Genomic DNA, 16,897 nt, shown 5'->3' with positions numbered 1-16,897 from the left:
TCTCTCCCCTTCCTTACTGCATCACAGCTTGTTTAGTGATTTTTTTATCTTGAATGGCATTTGCTTGGAATGCACTCATGATCGCTTTTTCATCCGATAGCCCTGCACGCTTCTGCTCATTGATGCTTTTGATCATCCGTTTGTAATCTTTCGGAATGACTTTTACGAATTTCTTGGCGAAATCCTCCCAGTTCTCCAGTACATACGATGCCTTGGCACTTTCAGTATAATGAAGGTGGCTGTAAAGCATTTCTTTTACCTCTTTGGCATCATCCATATCATCAAGCGTCTCGAATTCTATCATTTCGCCATTGCATAATGCCTTGAATTCTTCTGCATCATCAGCAAGTACATAAGCGATGCCGCCTGACATGCCTGCCGCAAAGTTTTTGCCGACGTCACCCAGAATGACCACGCGTCCGCCTGTCATATACTCACAGCCATGGTCTCCTATTCCTTCAACGACGACATTGACTCCACTGTTCCGTACGGCAAATCTTTCTCCCGCACGCCCATTAATGTAGGCCTCGCCGCTTGTTGCACCATATAAGGCGATATTTCCGGCAATTACATTGTCCCCGGCCTCGATCTGATTGCCAGAAGGTGCCGTGACAATGATCTTCCCGCCAGATAAGCCTTTCCCAACATAGTCATTCACATCACCAGTCAAATACATCGACATCCCCTTTGGAATGAACGCACCGAAGCTCTGGCCCGCCGATCCTGTAAAACGAAGTGTGATCGTATCTTCAGGCAACCCTTCCTCACCGTAGCGTTTGGATACTTCACTGCCGACGATCGTTCCGACCACACGGTTCACATTGGTAATCGGGAAGCTGACATCCACCTGGGTTTGGTCATTTAAAGCAGGCTCCACAACAGGTAAAATCTCACGGATATCCAAAGATTCTTCTATTTTATGGTTTTGCGGAAGTTGATACGTACGAATCCCCTCCGGTTGGAAAAGAAGTGTCGTCAAGTCCAGATGCTTTGCTTTCCAATGGTTTTGCGCCCGCTCGCTCACTTGTAAAACATCAGTGCGGCCGACCATTTCTTCCAGTGTTCTAAAGCCAAGCTCAGCCATCGTTTCCCGGACCTCCTCAGCGATGAAGCGCATGAAATTCACGACATGATCCGCATCTCCAGTGAATTTGCTGCGAAGTTCAGGGTTTTGGGTAGCTACCCCGACAGGACATGTATCCAAATGGCAAGCACGCATCATGACACAGCCTAGGACCACAAGCGGTGCTGTAGCAAAGCCGAATTCTTCCGCTCCAAGGATAGCTGCCATGACCACATCGCGTCCCGTCATTAACTTCCCATCCGTTTCAAGGACGACACGGCTGCGCAGGCCATTCAGCATCAATGTTTGGTGTGCTTCGGCAAGACCTAGCTCCCAAGGAAGACCAGTATGTTTGATACTCGTTTTTGGTGATGCACCCGTACCGCCATCATACCCGCTGATAACGATGACATCTGCGGCTCCTTTGGCCACGCCGGCTGCGATTGTGCCTACGCCTGCTTTTGACACAAGCTTGACGCTGATCCTGGCATCACGGTTCGCATTTTTCAAATCATGGATCAGCTGTGCCAAATCTTCAATCGAATAGATATCGTGATGCGGAGGCGGTGAAATCAGGCCGACACCCGGTGTGGAACCGCGGACCTCTGCAACCCAAGGATATACTTTGTTTCCGGGCAGCTGCCCGCCTTCACCCGGCTTAGCACCTTGAGCCATTTTGATTTGAAGTTCATCGGCATTAACAAGGTAATGGCTTTTCACTCCAAAACGGCCGGACGCAATTTGTTTAATACCGCTGCGGCGATTATCGCCGTTTTCATCCAGTTGGTAACGGCTAGGATGCTCCCCGCCTTCACCGCTATTGCTTTTTCCGCCTAAACGGTTCATCGCGATCGCTAATGTTTCATGTGCTTCCTGACTCAATGAACCGAATGACATCGCGCCCGTTTTGAATCGGCTGACGATGGATTCCACGGATTCCACTTCATCTATTGAAATGCTTTGGCGTTTTTGATCGAACGAGAATAAATTCCGTAAAAACCCAAGTCTCTCTTCATTCGCCAAGTTTGAATATTGCTTAAATAAATTATAATCGCCTTTCCGGCACGCCCATTGCAATGTATGGATCGTTTTAGGATTGAAAGCATGATGTTCCCCTGTTTTTCTCCATTGAAAATCACTTCCGCTTTCAAGTGTTTCATCAAGGGAATCGGCTGCAGCTTTCCTATGGCGAATCAACGCTTCATCTGCGATCGTTACCAAATCGATTCCACTAAGCTGCGATGCCGTACCGCTGAAATAGCGTTCGATCACATCAGCACCGATTCCTACCGCTTCGAAAATTTGTGCGCCGCGATAACTTTGAATCGTTGAAATCCCCATTTTCGACATCACTTTTACGATGCCTTCTGTCACAGAGCTTACATATTTCCTTACCGTTTCTTCGTAGCTGGTGGCCAAACTGCCTTCCAATACCGCCTGCTTATATGTTTCATAGGCAAGATACGGGTAAATCGCATCCACTCCATACCCGATTAGGGATGCATAATGATGGACTTCCCTTGCTTCCCCCGATTCAACGATAATGCTCACCTTCGTACGGTTACCATGGCGGATCAGCTCTTGATGAAGGGCGCTCGCAGCCAGCAGGGAAGGAATCGCAGCTTTTTCCTTGCTCATATCCTTGTCAGATAATATCAAAAGGCTGACACCATCAGCGATCGCTTGTTCCGCTTCACGGCAGATGCGATCGAGTTCACTCTCTAAATCTTCTGAAAATAAAGTGTGAATGACTTTGCTCCTGAATTCAGGATAGGCATTTTCTTTCAACTGCTGCATTTGACCCGGCGTCAAAACAGGCGAATCCAATTGAATGCGGCGGCTGTTCGTTTCATCCGGCTTCAGCAAATCTCCTTCCGCACCGAGAAATGTCATCGTTGACGTGACGATCTGTTCACGCAGCGAATCGATCGGCGGATTGGTTACCTGTGCAAAAGATTGCTTGAAATAGTTGAAAAGCGATTGCGGGCGATCTGATAAGACCGCTAACGGAATGTCATTGCCCATGCTGCCCAGTGGATCTTTGCCTTCGTTAATGACCGGCAGTAAATACTTTTGGACATCTTCATACGTGTATCCGAACGCTTTTTGCCTGAATAATAAATCACTCAAAGGCTCCCCTTCGAGCACAGGCTCTTCGTCACTTAATTGAACAAGCTGGTCGTCCAGCCATTGCTGGTATGGATTTTCCTGGGCCATTTCCGACTTGATCTCTTCATCGGAAACAATACGGCCTTCCTCTAAATCTATTAAAAGCATTCTGCCTGGACTTAAACGATCTTTATATAATACATTCTCCGGCTCCACATCGATCACGCCGACTTCAGAGGAGAAAATGATGTAATCATCTTTTGTTACATAATACCTTGCCGGCCTTAAACCATTTCGATCAAGTATGGCACCGATTTGCTTGCCATTCGTAAAGGATATGGCCGTCGGTCCATCCCATGGCTCCATGAGCATGCTATGATATTCGTAAAATGCTTTCTTTTCCTTCGTCATATGCGGATTTTCCGTCCACGGTTCAGGAATGAGCATCATCGCCGCATGTGCTGGTTTACGCCCGGCAAGCACGAAGAATTCAAGTGCATTATCAAGAATCGAGGAATCACTGCCGTCTATATCCAGAATAGGCAGGACCTTTTGCAGGTCATCCCCGAATGCTTCCGAAACAAACTGCTGCTCACGCGCTTTCATCCAATTCACATTGCCTCTAAGCGTATTGATTTCACCATTATGGATCAGGTAACGGTTTGGATGTGCCCGTTCCCAGCTAGGAAAAGTATTCGTACTGAAGCGGGAATGCACTAAAGCGAAAGCGGAAACGAAAGACTCCTGTTGGAGATCAAGATAAAAAGCATCCACCTGCTCTGGCGTCAACAATCCTTTGTATACGATCGTAGCACTTGAAAGGCTGGCAAAATAAAAACGATTGCCGCGTTCCCGGGCCCAGTTTTCAGCTTGTTTTCTGATAACGAACAATTTGCGCTCAAAAGCTAAATCATCGGTCATCTCTACGCTTGCCCCGATGAATACTTGGCGAATCGTCGGACATGTCTCCTTGCCGACCTCCCCGATTTTCGTTGCATCAACAGGAACCGTTCTCCAGCCTAATAACGTTTGGCCCTCTTGTTCGATAAATGCATTCAAACGAGCTTCGATTTCATTCCGTTCATCATCATTGTTAGAGAAAAAGAGCATGCCTACACCATAGCGTCCTTTTGCCGGCAGATTCATTTCCGAACATGCCAGCCTGAAATATTCATCAGGAATCTGTACCATTAATCCTGCGCCATCTCCTGTAAGGGGATCGCTGCCTTGTCCGCCGCGATGATCTAATTGGCACAGCATATTCAGTCCTTGTTTGACGATGTCATGTGTAGCAAGCCCTTTTAAATGAGCGTATAAACCGATCCCACATGCATCATGTTCAAATTCAGGATGGTAGAGCCCTTGTGCTTTTGGTATTTGATTGTATGTCATATTAATCGCCCCCATCGTATTCTTACACCGTTATGTCACTTACATTTATTCTAGGTTTTCAAATCGATATAAACAATATATAATTCTAGTAGAATCCATCTCAATTTGAGATGAATGGCAGGAGGATGAATAAATGGAACTACGACAATTACGTTATTTTGTTGAAGTCGCCGAGAGGGAACACGTCTCAGAAGCCGCAGAGCACCTGCATATCGCACAATCAGCAATCAGCCGGCAAATCTCCAGACTGGAAGATGAGCTTGGCGTACTTTTATTCGAGAAAATCGGCCGGAATATCCAGTTAACTCCAATTGGTAAAATTTTTTTGATTCATGCCAAAACGGCGATACAGGCGATTGAATATGCCAAATATCAAATTGAGGAGTTTTTGGACCCTGAACACGGAAGCATTAAAATCGGGTTCCCGACCAGCCTCTCCACCCATTTACTGCCTACCGTCATTTCCGCTTTTAAAGATGAGCAGCCGAATATCGGCTTCCACTTAAGACAGGGATCTTATTCCTCTTTAAAGGAAGCTGTCAAAAATCGCGAAATCGGATTAGCCTTCCTTGGACCGATCCCGACAAACGATCCAGATATCGAGGGTCATACCCTGTTCACGGAAAACATATCCGCTTTACTGCCAATCACTCACCCATTGGCTGATAGGAAGAGTGTGCGCCTAAGTGATTTAAGAAATGATCCCTTCGTCTTGTTTCCAAAAGGATATATCTTTCACACTATCGCTCTCGAAGCGTGCAAAGCAGCCGGTTTCACACCGAACATCGCCTCGGAAGGTGAAGACATGGATTCCATAAAAGGGCTCGTTTCTGCAGGAATCGGAGTCAGTCTGCTCCCTGACAGTACCTTTTATGAAGTCATTCCAAGACTCACTGTCAAGATCCCGATCGATACGCCCGAAGTCAAACGGACGGTCGGCATCATCACTCCTAAAAACAGGGACTTGGCTCCATCAGAAAAACTTTTTTACCAATTTGCCAAAAAGTTCTTCTCTGTTCTCGAACAATATCAATAAAACATGGCCTTCAAAACTGTTAATGGAAATTGAAGATGGGACAGATCTCCCATAAATATTTCACTAGACAACTTACCTATAGCCCACTGAACGAATAATGTATCAAGATTATTCGTTCAGGAGGAAATTACATGCAACCCACCCATTCACATCTTGCTTGGCATGAGACACTCGAGCTTCATGAGTTGGTCGCAGCCCAGTCCAATGCCCTTATGAAATTCAAAAAAGCTTATCCAAAAATAAAAGACCCCATTCTAAAAACGATATATAAGCAAACGATTGACACCCTTACCCAAAACATCATGGAGCTGCTGCAATTTTACCCGTTGACGCCTAAAACGGGCAGGGATGACGATGCATCAAGAGATGACGCATCGGCCGCCGCTGCCGGGGAATTGCTGGGCTTTGCCAAATCATCTATCAAAAATTACGCAATGGCGATTACGGAAACAGCCACCCCTTCCCTTCGAAAGGTATTTAAGAAACATTTAAATGGAGCCATCGATACCCATGCCAAGATTTTCAACTACCTTTATGAAAGAAATCTCTATCCTGCTTACGACTTGAACCAATTGCTTCAAAATGACGTCGATGTTGCCAATAAGGCTCTTTCCCAACCTTTCTAAACGCAAAAAAAGGCAAGCATACCGATTGCTCGCCTTTTTTGCCGTGTTCCGATTCCTTTTTTCAATATAATGTTATAATATATAATAATTGGATTTAATTAGGTCAATAGTATTCAAGAGGTGATAATCATGAAAAAGATCATTTTATCCATCATCCTATCCCTGCTCTCATTTTCTTTAGTTGCCTGTAAGGCCGATGAGCCAAAATCCGAGAATATCCTTTCAGTACCTGAGCTGACAGCAAGGGAAAAGGCCATCCTGGAGAATTCAAGTGAACATTCCTTTCTTATCGATTTCAGTGTGGATGATACATACAAGGAGATGTCCGTCTGGGTCGAAAAATATGAATTTGGCAAACTTGTCGAACCTGAAATGGGACGCATGACAACGGGGATTGAAAAGAATGGGACAATCATCTTTACGACATCGAAAACTGATGATGACCAAAAACGATCGATGTTCAACGTCAGCATTCAAAACGATGATGGTACGGATACGGTTACTTATCCTGAAACCATTGATGAAATGGATTCCAGCGTATGGGGCAGTGCTGGCAAATTCAAAATAAACAGCACAAACAAGCTTGCATTGGCGAGTATATGTTACTCAAGCGGAAATGAAGGCATACGCTCACTTTCCACTGATTTTTATGGTGATACGGAAGGACATATGGACGAGTTGAAGGAATACGATGCGGTCTACCTCCTGAGAAGTGAATTCACTAAATGAGCTGACAAATTAAAGGGGCAAATTAAATCGAACATGCCCCTCATTGTTTTTTCATTCCGCCCTATTTACCGCATCAAGACCTCCCCTTTCAGTCATCTCCCTAGCCTTACAGTAATCCCAATTAGCCGCCCGACGAATTACATATATTCTGCATCAAGCTAGATAAAAACTCATGCTTTAAGAGCAATTCAATATCGAAGTGGTGGAATTAGCGGATCCAAAAGCATATGAGAGTCCCCCAAGAGCTGACTCCCATAAATTCACATCCTCTTATTATTCTCATCTATATTAGTGAATTATTTAAAGTCTTTCACTTCTAAATTAATACCATCTACTTTATCTTTGATACATTAGTTAAAAACGATCATTTAATGTTTGTCACAATTAATTCGACATCCATAAAAAGGGGGTTGAAGAAAGAGGCATTTGGGTGTAATCTTTAAAAATAAAAAACGGAAAGAAGATATTTAATTGAAGAAAATCCTCCTCCTCTTTGCAGCAGTAGTCATTGCAAGCTCTCTCGGACATCAAATAAACGGCGGATATATGGACCCTCGAAAATCCCGCCCTAGGTATATACATTTAAAATAAGGAATCATTTATAAAAGATTGATTCTTATAATGCATTAAACTGTTAATATTGACATTTTTAGCACATAGTAAGAGATTTGGATTTAAGCAGGAAGTTACCCCAAACGCTCATTCCCAGCCTTAACCGAAAGCGTTCCTAACCCAATTGAGCAAGCTAAAATAATACCTTATGCTATTACTCTCCCTTTTTTCATTATATTTCCTCCTGATATTTATTATTGAACAGATTAATGATGTAAGAACGGCGAGTACATGAGGTTTCAGAATTAAAACACGAAGCTCCAGATCTGAATCCTGCTATGACAACGCACAGGCACAAGACACGCTTATGACAAAAACACCGCATATCATCGAGCGGTGTTTTCATTCGTTTTCTCACAAAAAAAAGGCCGTTTAACATGTAAGTTAAACGGCCTTCACTGCTATTTAGATTTTTTCACTGTTACTTTTGTTGCTTTTCCTGTATTGCCCGCTTTGTCTTTTGCTGAGACATATAATGCGGACCCTGCTTTTTTCTTGCTGATTTTGACGGAGAAGTTCCCCTTACTATCAGCTTTTGCCGTTCCGATGTTTTTATTGCTGTGCTTCACGGTAACGGTTGAACCGATTTCCGCTTTACCTGTTACTTTTGTTGCTTTGTCGTTTACTTCATTCACCTTTGGTGCTCCTGGAGCCGTTTTATCTTTAACGATTACTTTTGCAGCTTTTCCTGTATTGCCCGCTTTGTCTTTTGCTGAGACGTATAATGCGGACCCTGCTTTTTTCTTGCTGATTTTGATGGAGAAGTTCCCCTTACTATCAGCTTTTGCCGTTCCGATGTTTTTATTGCTGTGTTTCACGGTAACGGTTGAACCAATTTCCGCTTTACCAGTTACTGAAGTAGCTTTATCGCTTACTTCATTCACTTTCGGTGCATCCGGGGCGGTTTTATCGAGAACCGTTATGGTTGCCGCCTTGCTTTCACGTTTTGCTAAGTCTGTAGCCGTGACTGAAAGTTTAGTTCCGGCCTTTTGCTTGCTGATTTTCACTTTGAAGTTCCCTTTGCTATCCGTGTTACCTAAACCAATCACTTTTTTGGCACTATTTTTGATCGAGATTTTCATGTCCGCTTGAGATTGACCCATTACATACGTATCTTTGTCACTTAAAGCTTTGACAGTTGGCTTTTTAGGGGTTGCACCCTTATTCACGAATACTTTGATTGAAGATACTGCTAGTTTGGAAGAATCAGAGATATTCACAGTAAGCAGCTGCGCAGCTTTTTGGACCGGAATCGTAACGCTGAACGTTCCGTTGGCTGACGCCGTTCCTTTACCAAGCGTTTTGCTTCCGCTTTTCACTTCGATCACTGACCCTTTTTTAGCTGAACCAGTCAGTTTTGTTTGCGTATCCATCACAAGATTGACTTTAGCATTCAAGTCCACTGCACTAAGTGCACTGTACGCATTCAATCTTCCGTATCCAGAGACTAAATCTTTTCCGACAGGAAGTTCTTCTTCCGGTATGATGATTTCGCCATCTTCCGGTACATAGTCCTCATAAGGGTCTACATTATCTTCTTCTTCAAAAGCGACATATTCCGATGTCTCATGAAGGATTTCCCTTACTTCATTCACTTTCAACCCAGGGTTTCCGGATAATAATAAGGCTGTGGCTGCCGCAACATGGGGAGTTGCCATTGATGTACCATCCATGTAAGTAACATTCCCGTTAGGCACAAGGCTTGGGATGGCTGTCCCTGGTGCGACCATGTCCAACTTCGATCCATAATTGGAATAATCGGATACTAAATCAAGGGCATTGGTTGCACCGACGGATATGGCGTATTTTGATGATGCAGGATAAGAAAGACCTTCCATCCCATCATTACCGCTTGCCACGACAACCATTACATTCTTGGCAGCGGCATGTTTCAAGGCATATTCAATCGTCCTGCTATATTCTCCGCCCAAGCTAAGGTTTATGACCTTTGCACCATGATCCACGGCATATTTAATGCCTAGTGCAATTTTCTCATTGTCTCCAAATCCTGAAGAGTCCAAGACCTTCACAGGCATGATTTTAGCTACCGGATTAATTCCTTGCATGGAATAACCGTTATCTGCTTTGGCAGCGATGATTCCGGATACATGTGTACCATGTCCATTGTCATCGATTGCTTTTTCTTTCTTATCGATGAAATTCTTACCTGACTCCATTTCAACGACACTCTGTAGATCCGCAAGTGAATCATCGACACCTGTGTCGATAACCGCTACCAACGTATCTTTTAAATTGCGTTTCTTGATAAGGTTCTGCAGTTTTTCGTTATCGATGTCCGCTCCCTTTACGCCTTCTTCCCCGCCGGCGTTATTCAAAGACCATTGATACGGTGATTGAATGTCGGCAGAAAGTGCCTTGTACGTTTTTACCGCTTCGATATATTCCACTTCTGGAAGTTTTTCGATGCCGGATAGAGCTGCTGTGCTCATTTTAGCTTGGTTCTTTAACTCGACGACATACATATCATCATACAGAACCTCTTGTTGCTTAGGTGCCGATAATGTTCCATATCCTTTTCCGCTTATCTTGGATTGGACAGCGCTTAATGACTTCCCAGGTTTAAGTTTGACGATATATTTGTTCTTTACATTTTTCGAAGCAGGAAGTTCGACTCCCGCTTTGCTTGCGATATCGACGATCCTCTCACCTGCAAGCTTATCAAGATTGATTTTCTTTGCGATGGCGTCCATATCCTTTTTCAATCCGGCCGGAGCAACGTCTGCCGACTTTTTGAATAAGGCCTTGATCGCTTCTTGCTGCTTGTTGCTAATGACTGCCGTACTGCTTGCTCCATTTTCATTAAGATCCTCAATAAGCGGCTTAATCTCGACTAAGTGATTATAAACGGCTTCCCTTGCCGTTTTATTACCAGCCAGGTGAAGGGCCAGGAATGGCGAAGCTTTATAGTATAAAGAGGAAAGGGTGCGTCCCTCAGACGACTTCGTGAGAACTTCATCTCTAAACACGCGGAGTGTTTTTAACATGGATTCTCCCGTTTTCTTATCGTTTACACTCACTTCAACCGGGCAAGATTCAAGCTCCTCCCCTTCGTCCCCGGCAGATGGCGGCAATGTTACTGAATGCGCATTGATGGAGTATTCAGCTACATTTTCCGCATCCGGAATAGGATTTCCCTCATCATCCGTATCGCCGAAATATTCAACTTTAACATAATATGTGCCTTCCCATGCATATGGGAAATCGACTACAGCTTTTTCATCAGGATAAGCAGAGACCATATAATTGCTCTCATCTTTTTCTGCTTTTTCTTTATCTTGATATACGGAGATATTCAAGATTTTGTCCGAATTGACTTCGAACTCAATATGGGAGAACTTTTGTACTTCTTCTGTTGTGGGACTGATTTGGTACCATTGAACATCCGGTTTTTCAAACTTTCCGTCCAGAGTGTCCCCATTTTTAATCGTTTTTACATTTTCAATGGGTGCTGCAGCTGCTGCTTGAGAATTCAGTGGAACCATCAAGCTGAAAATCAGTGCAAAAATTAGTGCAAACGCCGTAATTCGACTCACATTCTTAAATTTCACGGTTTCCCCTCCAATAATTGGTTAAAAAAATATAGTACTATACCAAACTATCACACTGTAAAATTTTATCAACCAATTTTTTCCCTTTTTTATGTCAAATGCTTGATTTATTTGGCCAAAGAGCTGAAAAATGATTCGCATGAACCAATTAAGCAAGTCATTTACGTTCCGATTTCCTCTCATGACGATAGTAGATGTCCATTTGGCAGATTGATCGCTAATAGAGTTAAATCGGTGAATATCCTAACATGACCTTTTTCCTATAATCAGCCAATGCCACGAAAAAAAGCTGTCCCCGCAGTAAAAATATGCGGGACAGCTTCCAATCATTTTTATTTAGTTTGCGACGATATTGACTAATTTGCCTGGTACGGCAATCACTTTACGAATGGTTTTCCCATCGATTTGTTCTTTGATGGAATCATCACCCATCGCGATTTCTTCCAGTTTTTCTCTCGTAGTGTCAGTCGGCACCATTAATTTCACTTTGACTTTTCCGTTGATTTGGATGACGATTTCGACTTCGTTATCCACTAACTTCGCTTCGTCGAAAGCCGGCCATGTTCCGTACGTGATGCTCTCGGAGTGGCCCAGTTTAGACCAAAGCTCCTCGGCGATATGGGGTGCAACTGGTGCAAGCAGCTTTACGAATCCTTCGATATACACCTTAGGAAGCGAATCCGCTTTATAAGCATCATTAATGAATACCATCAATTGTGAAATCGCCGTATTGAATTTCAATTCCTCATAGTTCTCGGTCACTTTTTTAACCGTTTGATGATAGACTTTTTCGAGCTTGCCCGTGTCATCCGTCTCTGTCATCTTATCTGTGATCGTCCCGTCATCGTTGACTAATAAACGCCAGATACGGTCAAGGAATCTGCGGGAACCGTCCAATCCGTTTGTGGACCAGGCAATCGAAGCATCCAATGGCCCCATGAACATTTCGTACATGCGAAGTGTATCGGCACCATGGCTTTCCACGATATCATCCGGGTTCACGACGTTCCCTTTGGATTTACTCATTTTTTCATTATTCTCACCAAGGATCATTCCTTGGTTAAATAGGTTCTGGAACGGTTCCTTCGTTGGCACGACACCGATATCGTACAGGAACTTATGCCAGAAACGAGCGTAAAGCAAGTGAAGCACCGCATGCTCAGCGCCGCCAATATAAATGTCGACCGGCATCCATTCTTTTAATTTTTCAGGATCGGCAAGCGCTTCTTTGTTATCCGGATCGATATAACGAAGGAAGTACCAGCTGCTTCCTGCCCACTGCGGCATCGTATTCGTCTCACGGCGTCCTTTTCGTCCGTTTTCATCCGTTACATTCACCCATTCCGATATGTTCGCAAGTGGTGATTCTCCTGTCCCCGAAGGCTTGATGTCCGTAGTTTTCGGTAAAATCAATGGAAGTTCTTCTTCCTTCACTGGAGACATAGTGCCGTCTTCCCAATGGATGATTGGAATCGGTTCACCCCAGTAACGCTGACGACTGAATAACCAGTCGCGAAGACGGTATGTTATTTTCTTCGTGCCGATTTCTTTTTCTTCCAGCCATTTGATCATGGTCGAAATGGCTTCTTCCTTATTCAACCCATCAAGGAATTCCGAATTCACATGAAGTCCATCGCCTATATATGCTTCACTTGTCACGTCTCCGCCAGCTACGACTTCCTTGATCGGCAAGTCGAACTTTACTGCGAATTCATAATCTCTCTCATCATGGGCAGGAACGGCCATGATTGCTCCTGTTCCGTAGCTGATCAACACATAATCGGCAATCCAGATCGGCATTTTTTCGCCGTTTACCGGGTTAATTGCATAAGCCCCCGTGAACACGCCTGATTTATCCTTTGCCAAGTCTGTTCTTTCCAAGTCGCTTTTATGTTTCACTTCATCCAAATAGGCTTCAACTGCCGCACTTTGATCAGCCGTCGTAATTTTATCGACAAACGGATGCTCAGGTGCCAATACGGCATATGTTGCACCGAATAACGTATCCGGACGAGTCGTGAACACCGTGAATGTTTCATCAAAGCCATCAATATTGAATGTAACCTCCGCTCCCTCGGAACGGCCAATCCAGTTACGCTGCATATCCTTGATGTTTTCCGGCCAATCCACATCATTCAGATCGTCGATTAAACGGTCTGCATACGCCGTGATACGAAGCATCCACTGTTTCATTGGGCGGCGCTCAACAGGATGGCCTCCACGCTCACTTTTCCCATCGATGACTTCTTCATTCGCCAATACCGTGCCAAGTGCCGGACACCAGTTAACGGCCACTTCATCAATATAGGCAAGGCCCTTTTCATATAATTTCAAGAAAATCCATTGCGTCCATTTGTAATAGTCGGGATCTGTCGTGTTTATTTCACGATCCCAGTCATAAGAAAAACCAAGGGCTTTGATTTGGCGGCGGAACGTGTTGATGTTGTGCTCTGTGAATTCAGCTGGATCATTTCCCGTATCGATCGCATATTGCTCTGCCGGAAGTCCAAAGGCGTCCCACCCGATCGGATGCAATACATTATACCCCTGTGCCCGTTTCATCCGTGCCAGGATGTCGCTTGCCGTATAACCTTCCGGGTGCCCCACATGAAGACCGGCCCCTGAAGGATATGGGAACATATCCAGCGCGTAGAATTTGCGTTTGCCGCTATCTTCACCCGTTTTGAATGTCTTATTGCCTTCCCAATACTTTTGCCATTTCGTTTCTATGCTTCTATGGTCAAAACTCATATGATTTCCTCCTAATTTCCGTTTAAAAAACAATAAAAAACCCCTCATCCCAAAATAGGGACGAGAGGATTATGTATATCTTCCCGCGGTACCACCCACATTGGCGATAGCTAAAATCCGCCCAGCTTAAAACATCCGTAACATGGATTGAAACGCCAGGCATTACTTATTAATTCACACCCGGGACTCCAAGGCGAGTTCGCGACCGTCCCAGGTTGACTTGCACCACCCGTCAACTCTCTTTACTGGTTTAAACCGCTACTATTCCTCATCATAGTCTTTATGAGAATATTGATTTTATTTCATTCTAGTCAATTTCACCGATAATTGCAATAGCCGTACATAAACATTATCGACAGGTTTTTCATTATATATGCGAATTCAGGAAAATTCGTGCAAAAAAGGGAGCTATTCATTCATAGCTCCCCCTGCTTCCATTTAATGTCGCAGTAAAATCATTTCATTCCTCAATTCGTTCAACTGCTGCTTCATCCGCGAAAGCATTTCCCGTTGCTGGTCATTCGAACTGGCATACAATCGTTCCATATCCGTCAAAGCCTCTTCGATATACCTTTGCGAATTTTGAAATTGTTCATCATCATAATGCTCCTGCCGTGAGGCCTCGTTAAATTCAAACTCTGCAAAATGGAGAGCCCCTTCACATTGCTCTAAAAAATGATCGACGGATTGTCTGGTTGCCATTTCAAACCCTCTCCTTCGCGTCTCATTTGGATGATTCGGAATCATCTTTTCTAGTTTGAGCAAATAACGGGAGGATTATCATTTTTTTTTGAGCAATCAACCTTTATCCCAAAACTTCTCACCTTGATGGGAAATGAACTGCTCGATCCATTCGGCAAAGCCCATATGGAGCTTCTCGCCTTCTTCAAAATCATCGATATGGCCTTTTACCATTAAATACTCCTTATCGCCTTTGGCGACGGCTTCCCCATCGATCACAATATTATCTTGATAAATGCAGGCCACTTTATAGCATCCCTCGTAGGAATTTTCATATGTGTAATTAATAATATCATCCAAGCTGTATAAATCGTTTTCCCCGCCTGATTCCACATTATCGAACAGACGGCATCCATTGGTTATTTTTAAAAACTCCTTATAATCCTCAGGCAGAAGCAGTCCGGTTTTCTTTTCAAAGGAATGAATTTGTTCATCCGAAGCAGGTGAATTGAAGGTGCAAGTGGCTTTGTATGTGAACCCATCTTCATTTACTTCGATCACCTGATTATTTTCGGCTAATTTCTTTTTCATTTGTTTGATCGCTTCTTCAACTTGACCGGTCATGTCCATCAGCTCCCGATTGGATATAGTCATTCAAAGATAAACTGGAAATAGCGGTAAAATATTTAGCCTTCAAGTATACAGTATACGCTTATTTTTCAAAAAAAGACCTAGCTGCGAGAATGTTGTATAATATATGTTGCGCTTTATTTTATTTAGGAGGTTGCTGATTTGAATCAAGCAAACCCGTTTATATATGCAACGGACAACAAACGATATCATACATGGAATTACCACCTGAGAGAACATTTTGGACATAAGGTCTTTAAAGTTGCCCTGGATGGCGGTTTTGACTGTCCGAACCGTGATGGCACCGTCGCACATGGCGGCTGTACCTTCTGCAGTGCCTCAGGCTCTGGTGACTTCGCTGGCAGCAGGGTTGAACCCTTGGACGTCCAGTTTAAGAAAATCAGCGAACGGATGCACCATAAATGGAAAGATGGAAAATATATGGCCTATTTCCAAGCATTCACGAATACGCATGCACCCGTGGCAGAGCTTCGCGAGAAATATGAAAGTGTATTGACCCAGGAAGGTGTCGTCGGACTCTCCATCGCGACACGCCCGGATTGCCTTCCAGATGGTGTAGTCGAGTATTTAGCGGAATTGAACGAACGCACTTACCTTTGGGTCGAGCTGGGTCTCCAGACGGTCCATGAAAAGACAGCGGCGATGATCAACCGCGCCCATGACTTCGATTGCTACAAAGAAGGCGTCGATAAACTGCGCAAACATGGCATCCGTGTCTGCTCCCATATCATCAATGGCCTGCCTCAGGAAGATTACGGCATGATGATGGAAACAGCCCGTGAAGTCGCCAAACTCGATGTGCAGGGGATAAAGATCCATTTACTTCATCTATTAAAAGGGACACCGATGGTCAAACAATATGAAAAAGGCCTGCTCGAGTTTCTTGACCGTGACGATTATGTCAGCCTTGTATGTGACCAGCTGGAAATAATCCCTCCAGAAATGATCGTTCACCGCATTACTGGTGACGGTCCGATCGATTTGATGATCGGTCCAATGTGGAGCGTCAATAAATGGGATGTCCTGAATGCCATTGACGCCGAACTGAAACGCCGCAACAGCTGGCAGGGGAAAAATCATCACATGGAGGTACAATCATGAAGCTAGATCGAATTTTGCCTTTCGCCAGGATTCTGCTGGAAAAAGCGGTCCGCCCCGGGGATATAACCATAGATGGCACGATGGGCAACGGCTTTGATACCGTCTTTCTTGCAGGACTTACAGGTATAGACGGACATGTCTATAGTTTTGATATTCAAAAAGAAGCGATCGAAACCACAACGGCAAAACTGAACGCCGAGAATTTACAAGAGCACTGCACCCTCATTCACGATGGGCATGAACATTTAAGCAAATATATCAGGAAAGAACATTCCGGAAAGGTCACAGGCGCCATTTTCAACCTGGGCTACCTACCTGGCGGAGACAAATCAATCATCACCCAAGCCGAGACGACGATATCAGCCATTGAACAGCTGTTCGAACTGCTGGCGCCTGAAGGCATCATCATCCTCGTCATATACCATGGTCATCCAGGGGGATCAGCAGAACGTGATGCATTGATGGATTATGTAGAGAACTTCCCTCAACAGAAAGCCCATATCTTGAGATACGGGTTCATCAACCAAGCAAACAATCCGCCATTCATTGTCGCGATTGAAAAGAGATGATAAATCTG

General features: G+C 44.2%; 10 protein-coding genes and 1 other annotated feature. Of the genes, 5 read left to right on the top strand and 5 right to left on the bottom strand.

The features are described from left to right. Positions 1 to 13: 13 nt before the first annotated feature. On the bottom strand, positions 14 to 4,564 hold the full coding sequence (gltB, locus tag ACFX4H_RS14155; RefSeq protein ID WP_377435667.1) for a glutamate synthase large subunit: 4,551 nt from the start codon (positions 4,562 to 4,564) through the stop codon (positions 14 to 16). A gap of 133 nt (positions 4,565 to 4,697) precedes the next feature. Between gltB and gltC the strand changes: the two genes are divergently transcribed. The 3 genes from gltC to ACFX4H_RS14140 all read left to right on the top strand — a co-directional run bounded on the left by gltC (position 4,698) and on the right by ACFX4H_RS14140 (position 6,955). After that, complete coding sequence (gene gltC / locus ACFX4H_RS14150; protein ID WP_377435666.1) at positions 4,698 to 5,600, top strand: glutamate biosynthesis transcriptional regulator GltC; 903 nt, start codon at positions 4,698 to 4,700, stop codon at positions 5,598 to 5,600. 131 nt (positions 5,601 to 5,731) lie between these two features. Further along, a complete protein-coding gene (locus tag ACFX4H_RS14145; protein ID WP_063589860.1) occupies positions 5,732 to 6,226 on the top strand; it encodes a spore coat protein in 495 nt (164 codons plus the stop codon). A 129-nt stretch (positions 6,227 to 6,355) separates the two neighbouring features. Continuing rightward, positions 6,356 to 6,955 carry a hypothetical protein gene (locus ACFX4H_RS14140; protein WP_241637368.1) on the top strand — a complete coding sequence of 200 codons (600 nt, stop codon included), beginning with the start codon at positions 6,356 to 6,358 and terminating at the stop codon, positions 6,953 to 6,955. Between the two features lie 1,013 nt (positions 6,956 to 7,968). Here ACFX4H_RS14140 and ACFX4H_RS14135 read toward each other — a convergent pair. From ACFX4H_RS14135 to ACFX4H_RS14120, 4 genes are all read right to left on the bottom strand, one after another. Beyond that, on the bottom strand, positions 7,969 to 11,136 hold the full coding sequence (locus tag ACFX4H_RS14135; protein ID WP_377435665.1) for a S8 family peptidase: 3,168 nt from the start codon (positions 11,134 to 11,136) through the stop codon (positions 7,969 to 7,971). A gap of 336 nt (positions 11,137 to 11,472) precedes the next feature. Beyond that, on the bottom strand, positions 11,473 to 13,887 hold the full coding sequence (gene leuS, locus ACFX4H_RS14130; RefSeq protein WP_377435664.1) for a leucine--tRNA ligase: 2,415 nt from the start codon (positions 13,885 to 13,887) through the stop codon (positions 11,473 to 11,475). Between the two features lie 53 nt (positions 13,888 to 13,940). Beyond that, positions 13,941 to 14,171: a binding site (T-box leader), on the bottom strand. 154 nt (positions 14,172 to 14,325) lie between these two features. Beyond that, positions 14,326 to 14,589: a DUF2524 family protein gene (locus tag ACFX4H_RS14125; RefSeq protein ID WP_034310579.1), complete on the bottom strand. Its 264-nt coding sequence runs from the start codon at positions 14,587 to 14,589 to the stop codon at positions 14,326 to 14,328. 96 nt (positions 14,590 to 14,685) lie between these two features. Beyond that, positions 14,686 to 15,192, bottom strand: coding sequence for an SMI1/KNR4 family protein (locus ACFX4H_RS14120; RefSeq protein WP_052137365.1), 507 nt, complete (start codon positions 15,190 to 15,192; stop codon positions 14,686 to 14,688). A 168-nt stretch (positions 15,193 to 15,360) separates the two neighbouring features. Here ACFX4H_RS14120 and mnmL point away from each other — a divergent pair, with 168 nt between their 5' ends. Then, positions 15,361 to 16,320: a tRNA modification radical SAM protein MnmL/YtqA gene (mnmL, locus tag ACFX4H_RS14115; RefSeq protein ID WP_377435663.1), complete on the top strand. Its 960-nt coding sequence runs from the start codon at positions 15,361 to 15,363 to the stop codon at positions 16,318 to 16,320. Continuing rightward, positions 16,317 to 16,889, top strand: coding sequence for a tRNA 5-(aminomethyl)-2-thiouridylate-methyltransferase MnmM (mnmM, locus tag ACFX4H_RS14110; protein ID WP_328138803.1), 573 nt, complete (start codon positions 16,317 to 16,319; stop codon positions 16,887 to 16,889). Before mnmL ends, mnmM begins: the two co-directional genes overlap by 4 nt. Positions 16,890 to 16,897 lie beyond the last annotated feature (8 nt).

The organism is Peribacillus sp. YIM B13477 (genome assembly GCF_042787955.1).
GTDB lineage: Bacteria > Bacillota > Bacilli > Bacillales > DSM-1321 > Peribacillus > Peribacillus frigoritolerans.
This window is presented reverse-complemented; position numbering and strand designations above follow the sequence as displayed.

Coding starts and splice junctions, on each gene's coding strand:
- ACFX4H_RS14140 (WP_241637368.1), top strand. CDS start 6,356: ATGAAAAAGATCATTTTATCCATCATCCTATCCCTGCTCTCATTTTCT.
- ACFX4H_RS14145 (WP_063589860.1), top strand. CDS start 5,732: ATGCAACCCACCCATTCACATCTTGCTTGGCATGAGACACTCGAGCTT.
- ACFX4H_RS14120 (WP_052137365.1), bottom strand. CDS start 15,192: ATGACCGGTCAAGTTGAAGAAGCGATCAAACAAATGAAAAAGAAATTA.
- ACFX4H_RS14125 (WP_034310579.1), bottom strand. CDS start 14,589: ATGGCAACCAGACAATCCGTCGATCATTTTTTAGAGCAATGTGAAGGG.
- leuS (WP_377435664.1), bottom strand. CDS start 13,887: ATGAGTTTTGACCATAGAAGCATAGAAACGAAATGGCAAAAGTATTGG.
- gltB (WP_377435667.1), bottom strand. CDS start 4,564: ATGACATACAATCAAATACCAAAAGCACAAGGGCTCTACCATCCTGAA.
- mnmM (WP_328138803.1), top strand. CDS start 16,317: ATGAAGCTAGATCGAATTTTGCCTTTCGCCAGGATTCTGCTGGAAAAA.
- gltC (WP_377435666.1), top strand. CDS start 4,698: ATGGAACTACGACAATTACGTTATTTTGTTGAAGTCGCCGAGAGGGAA.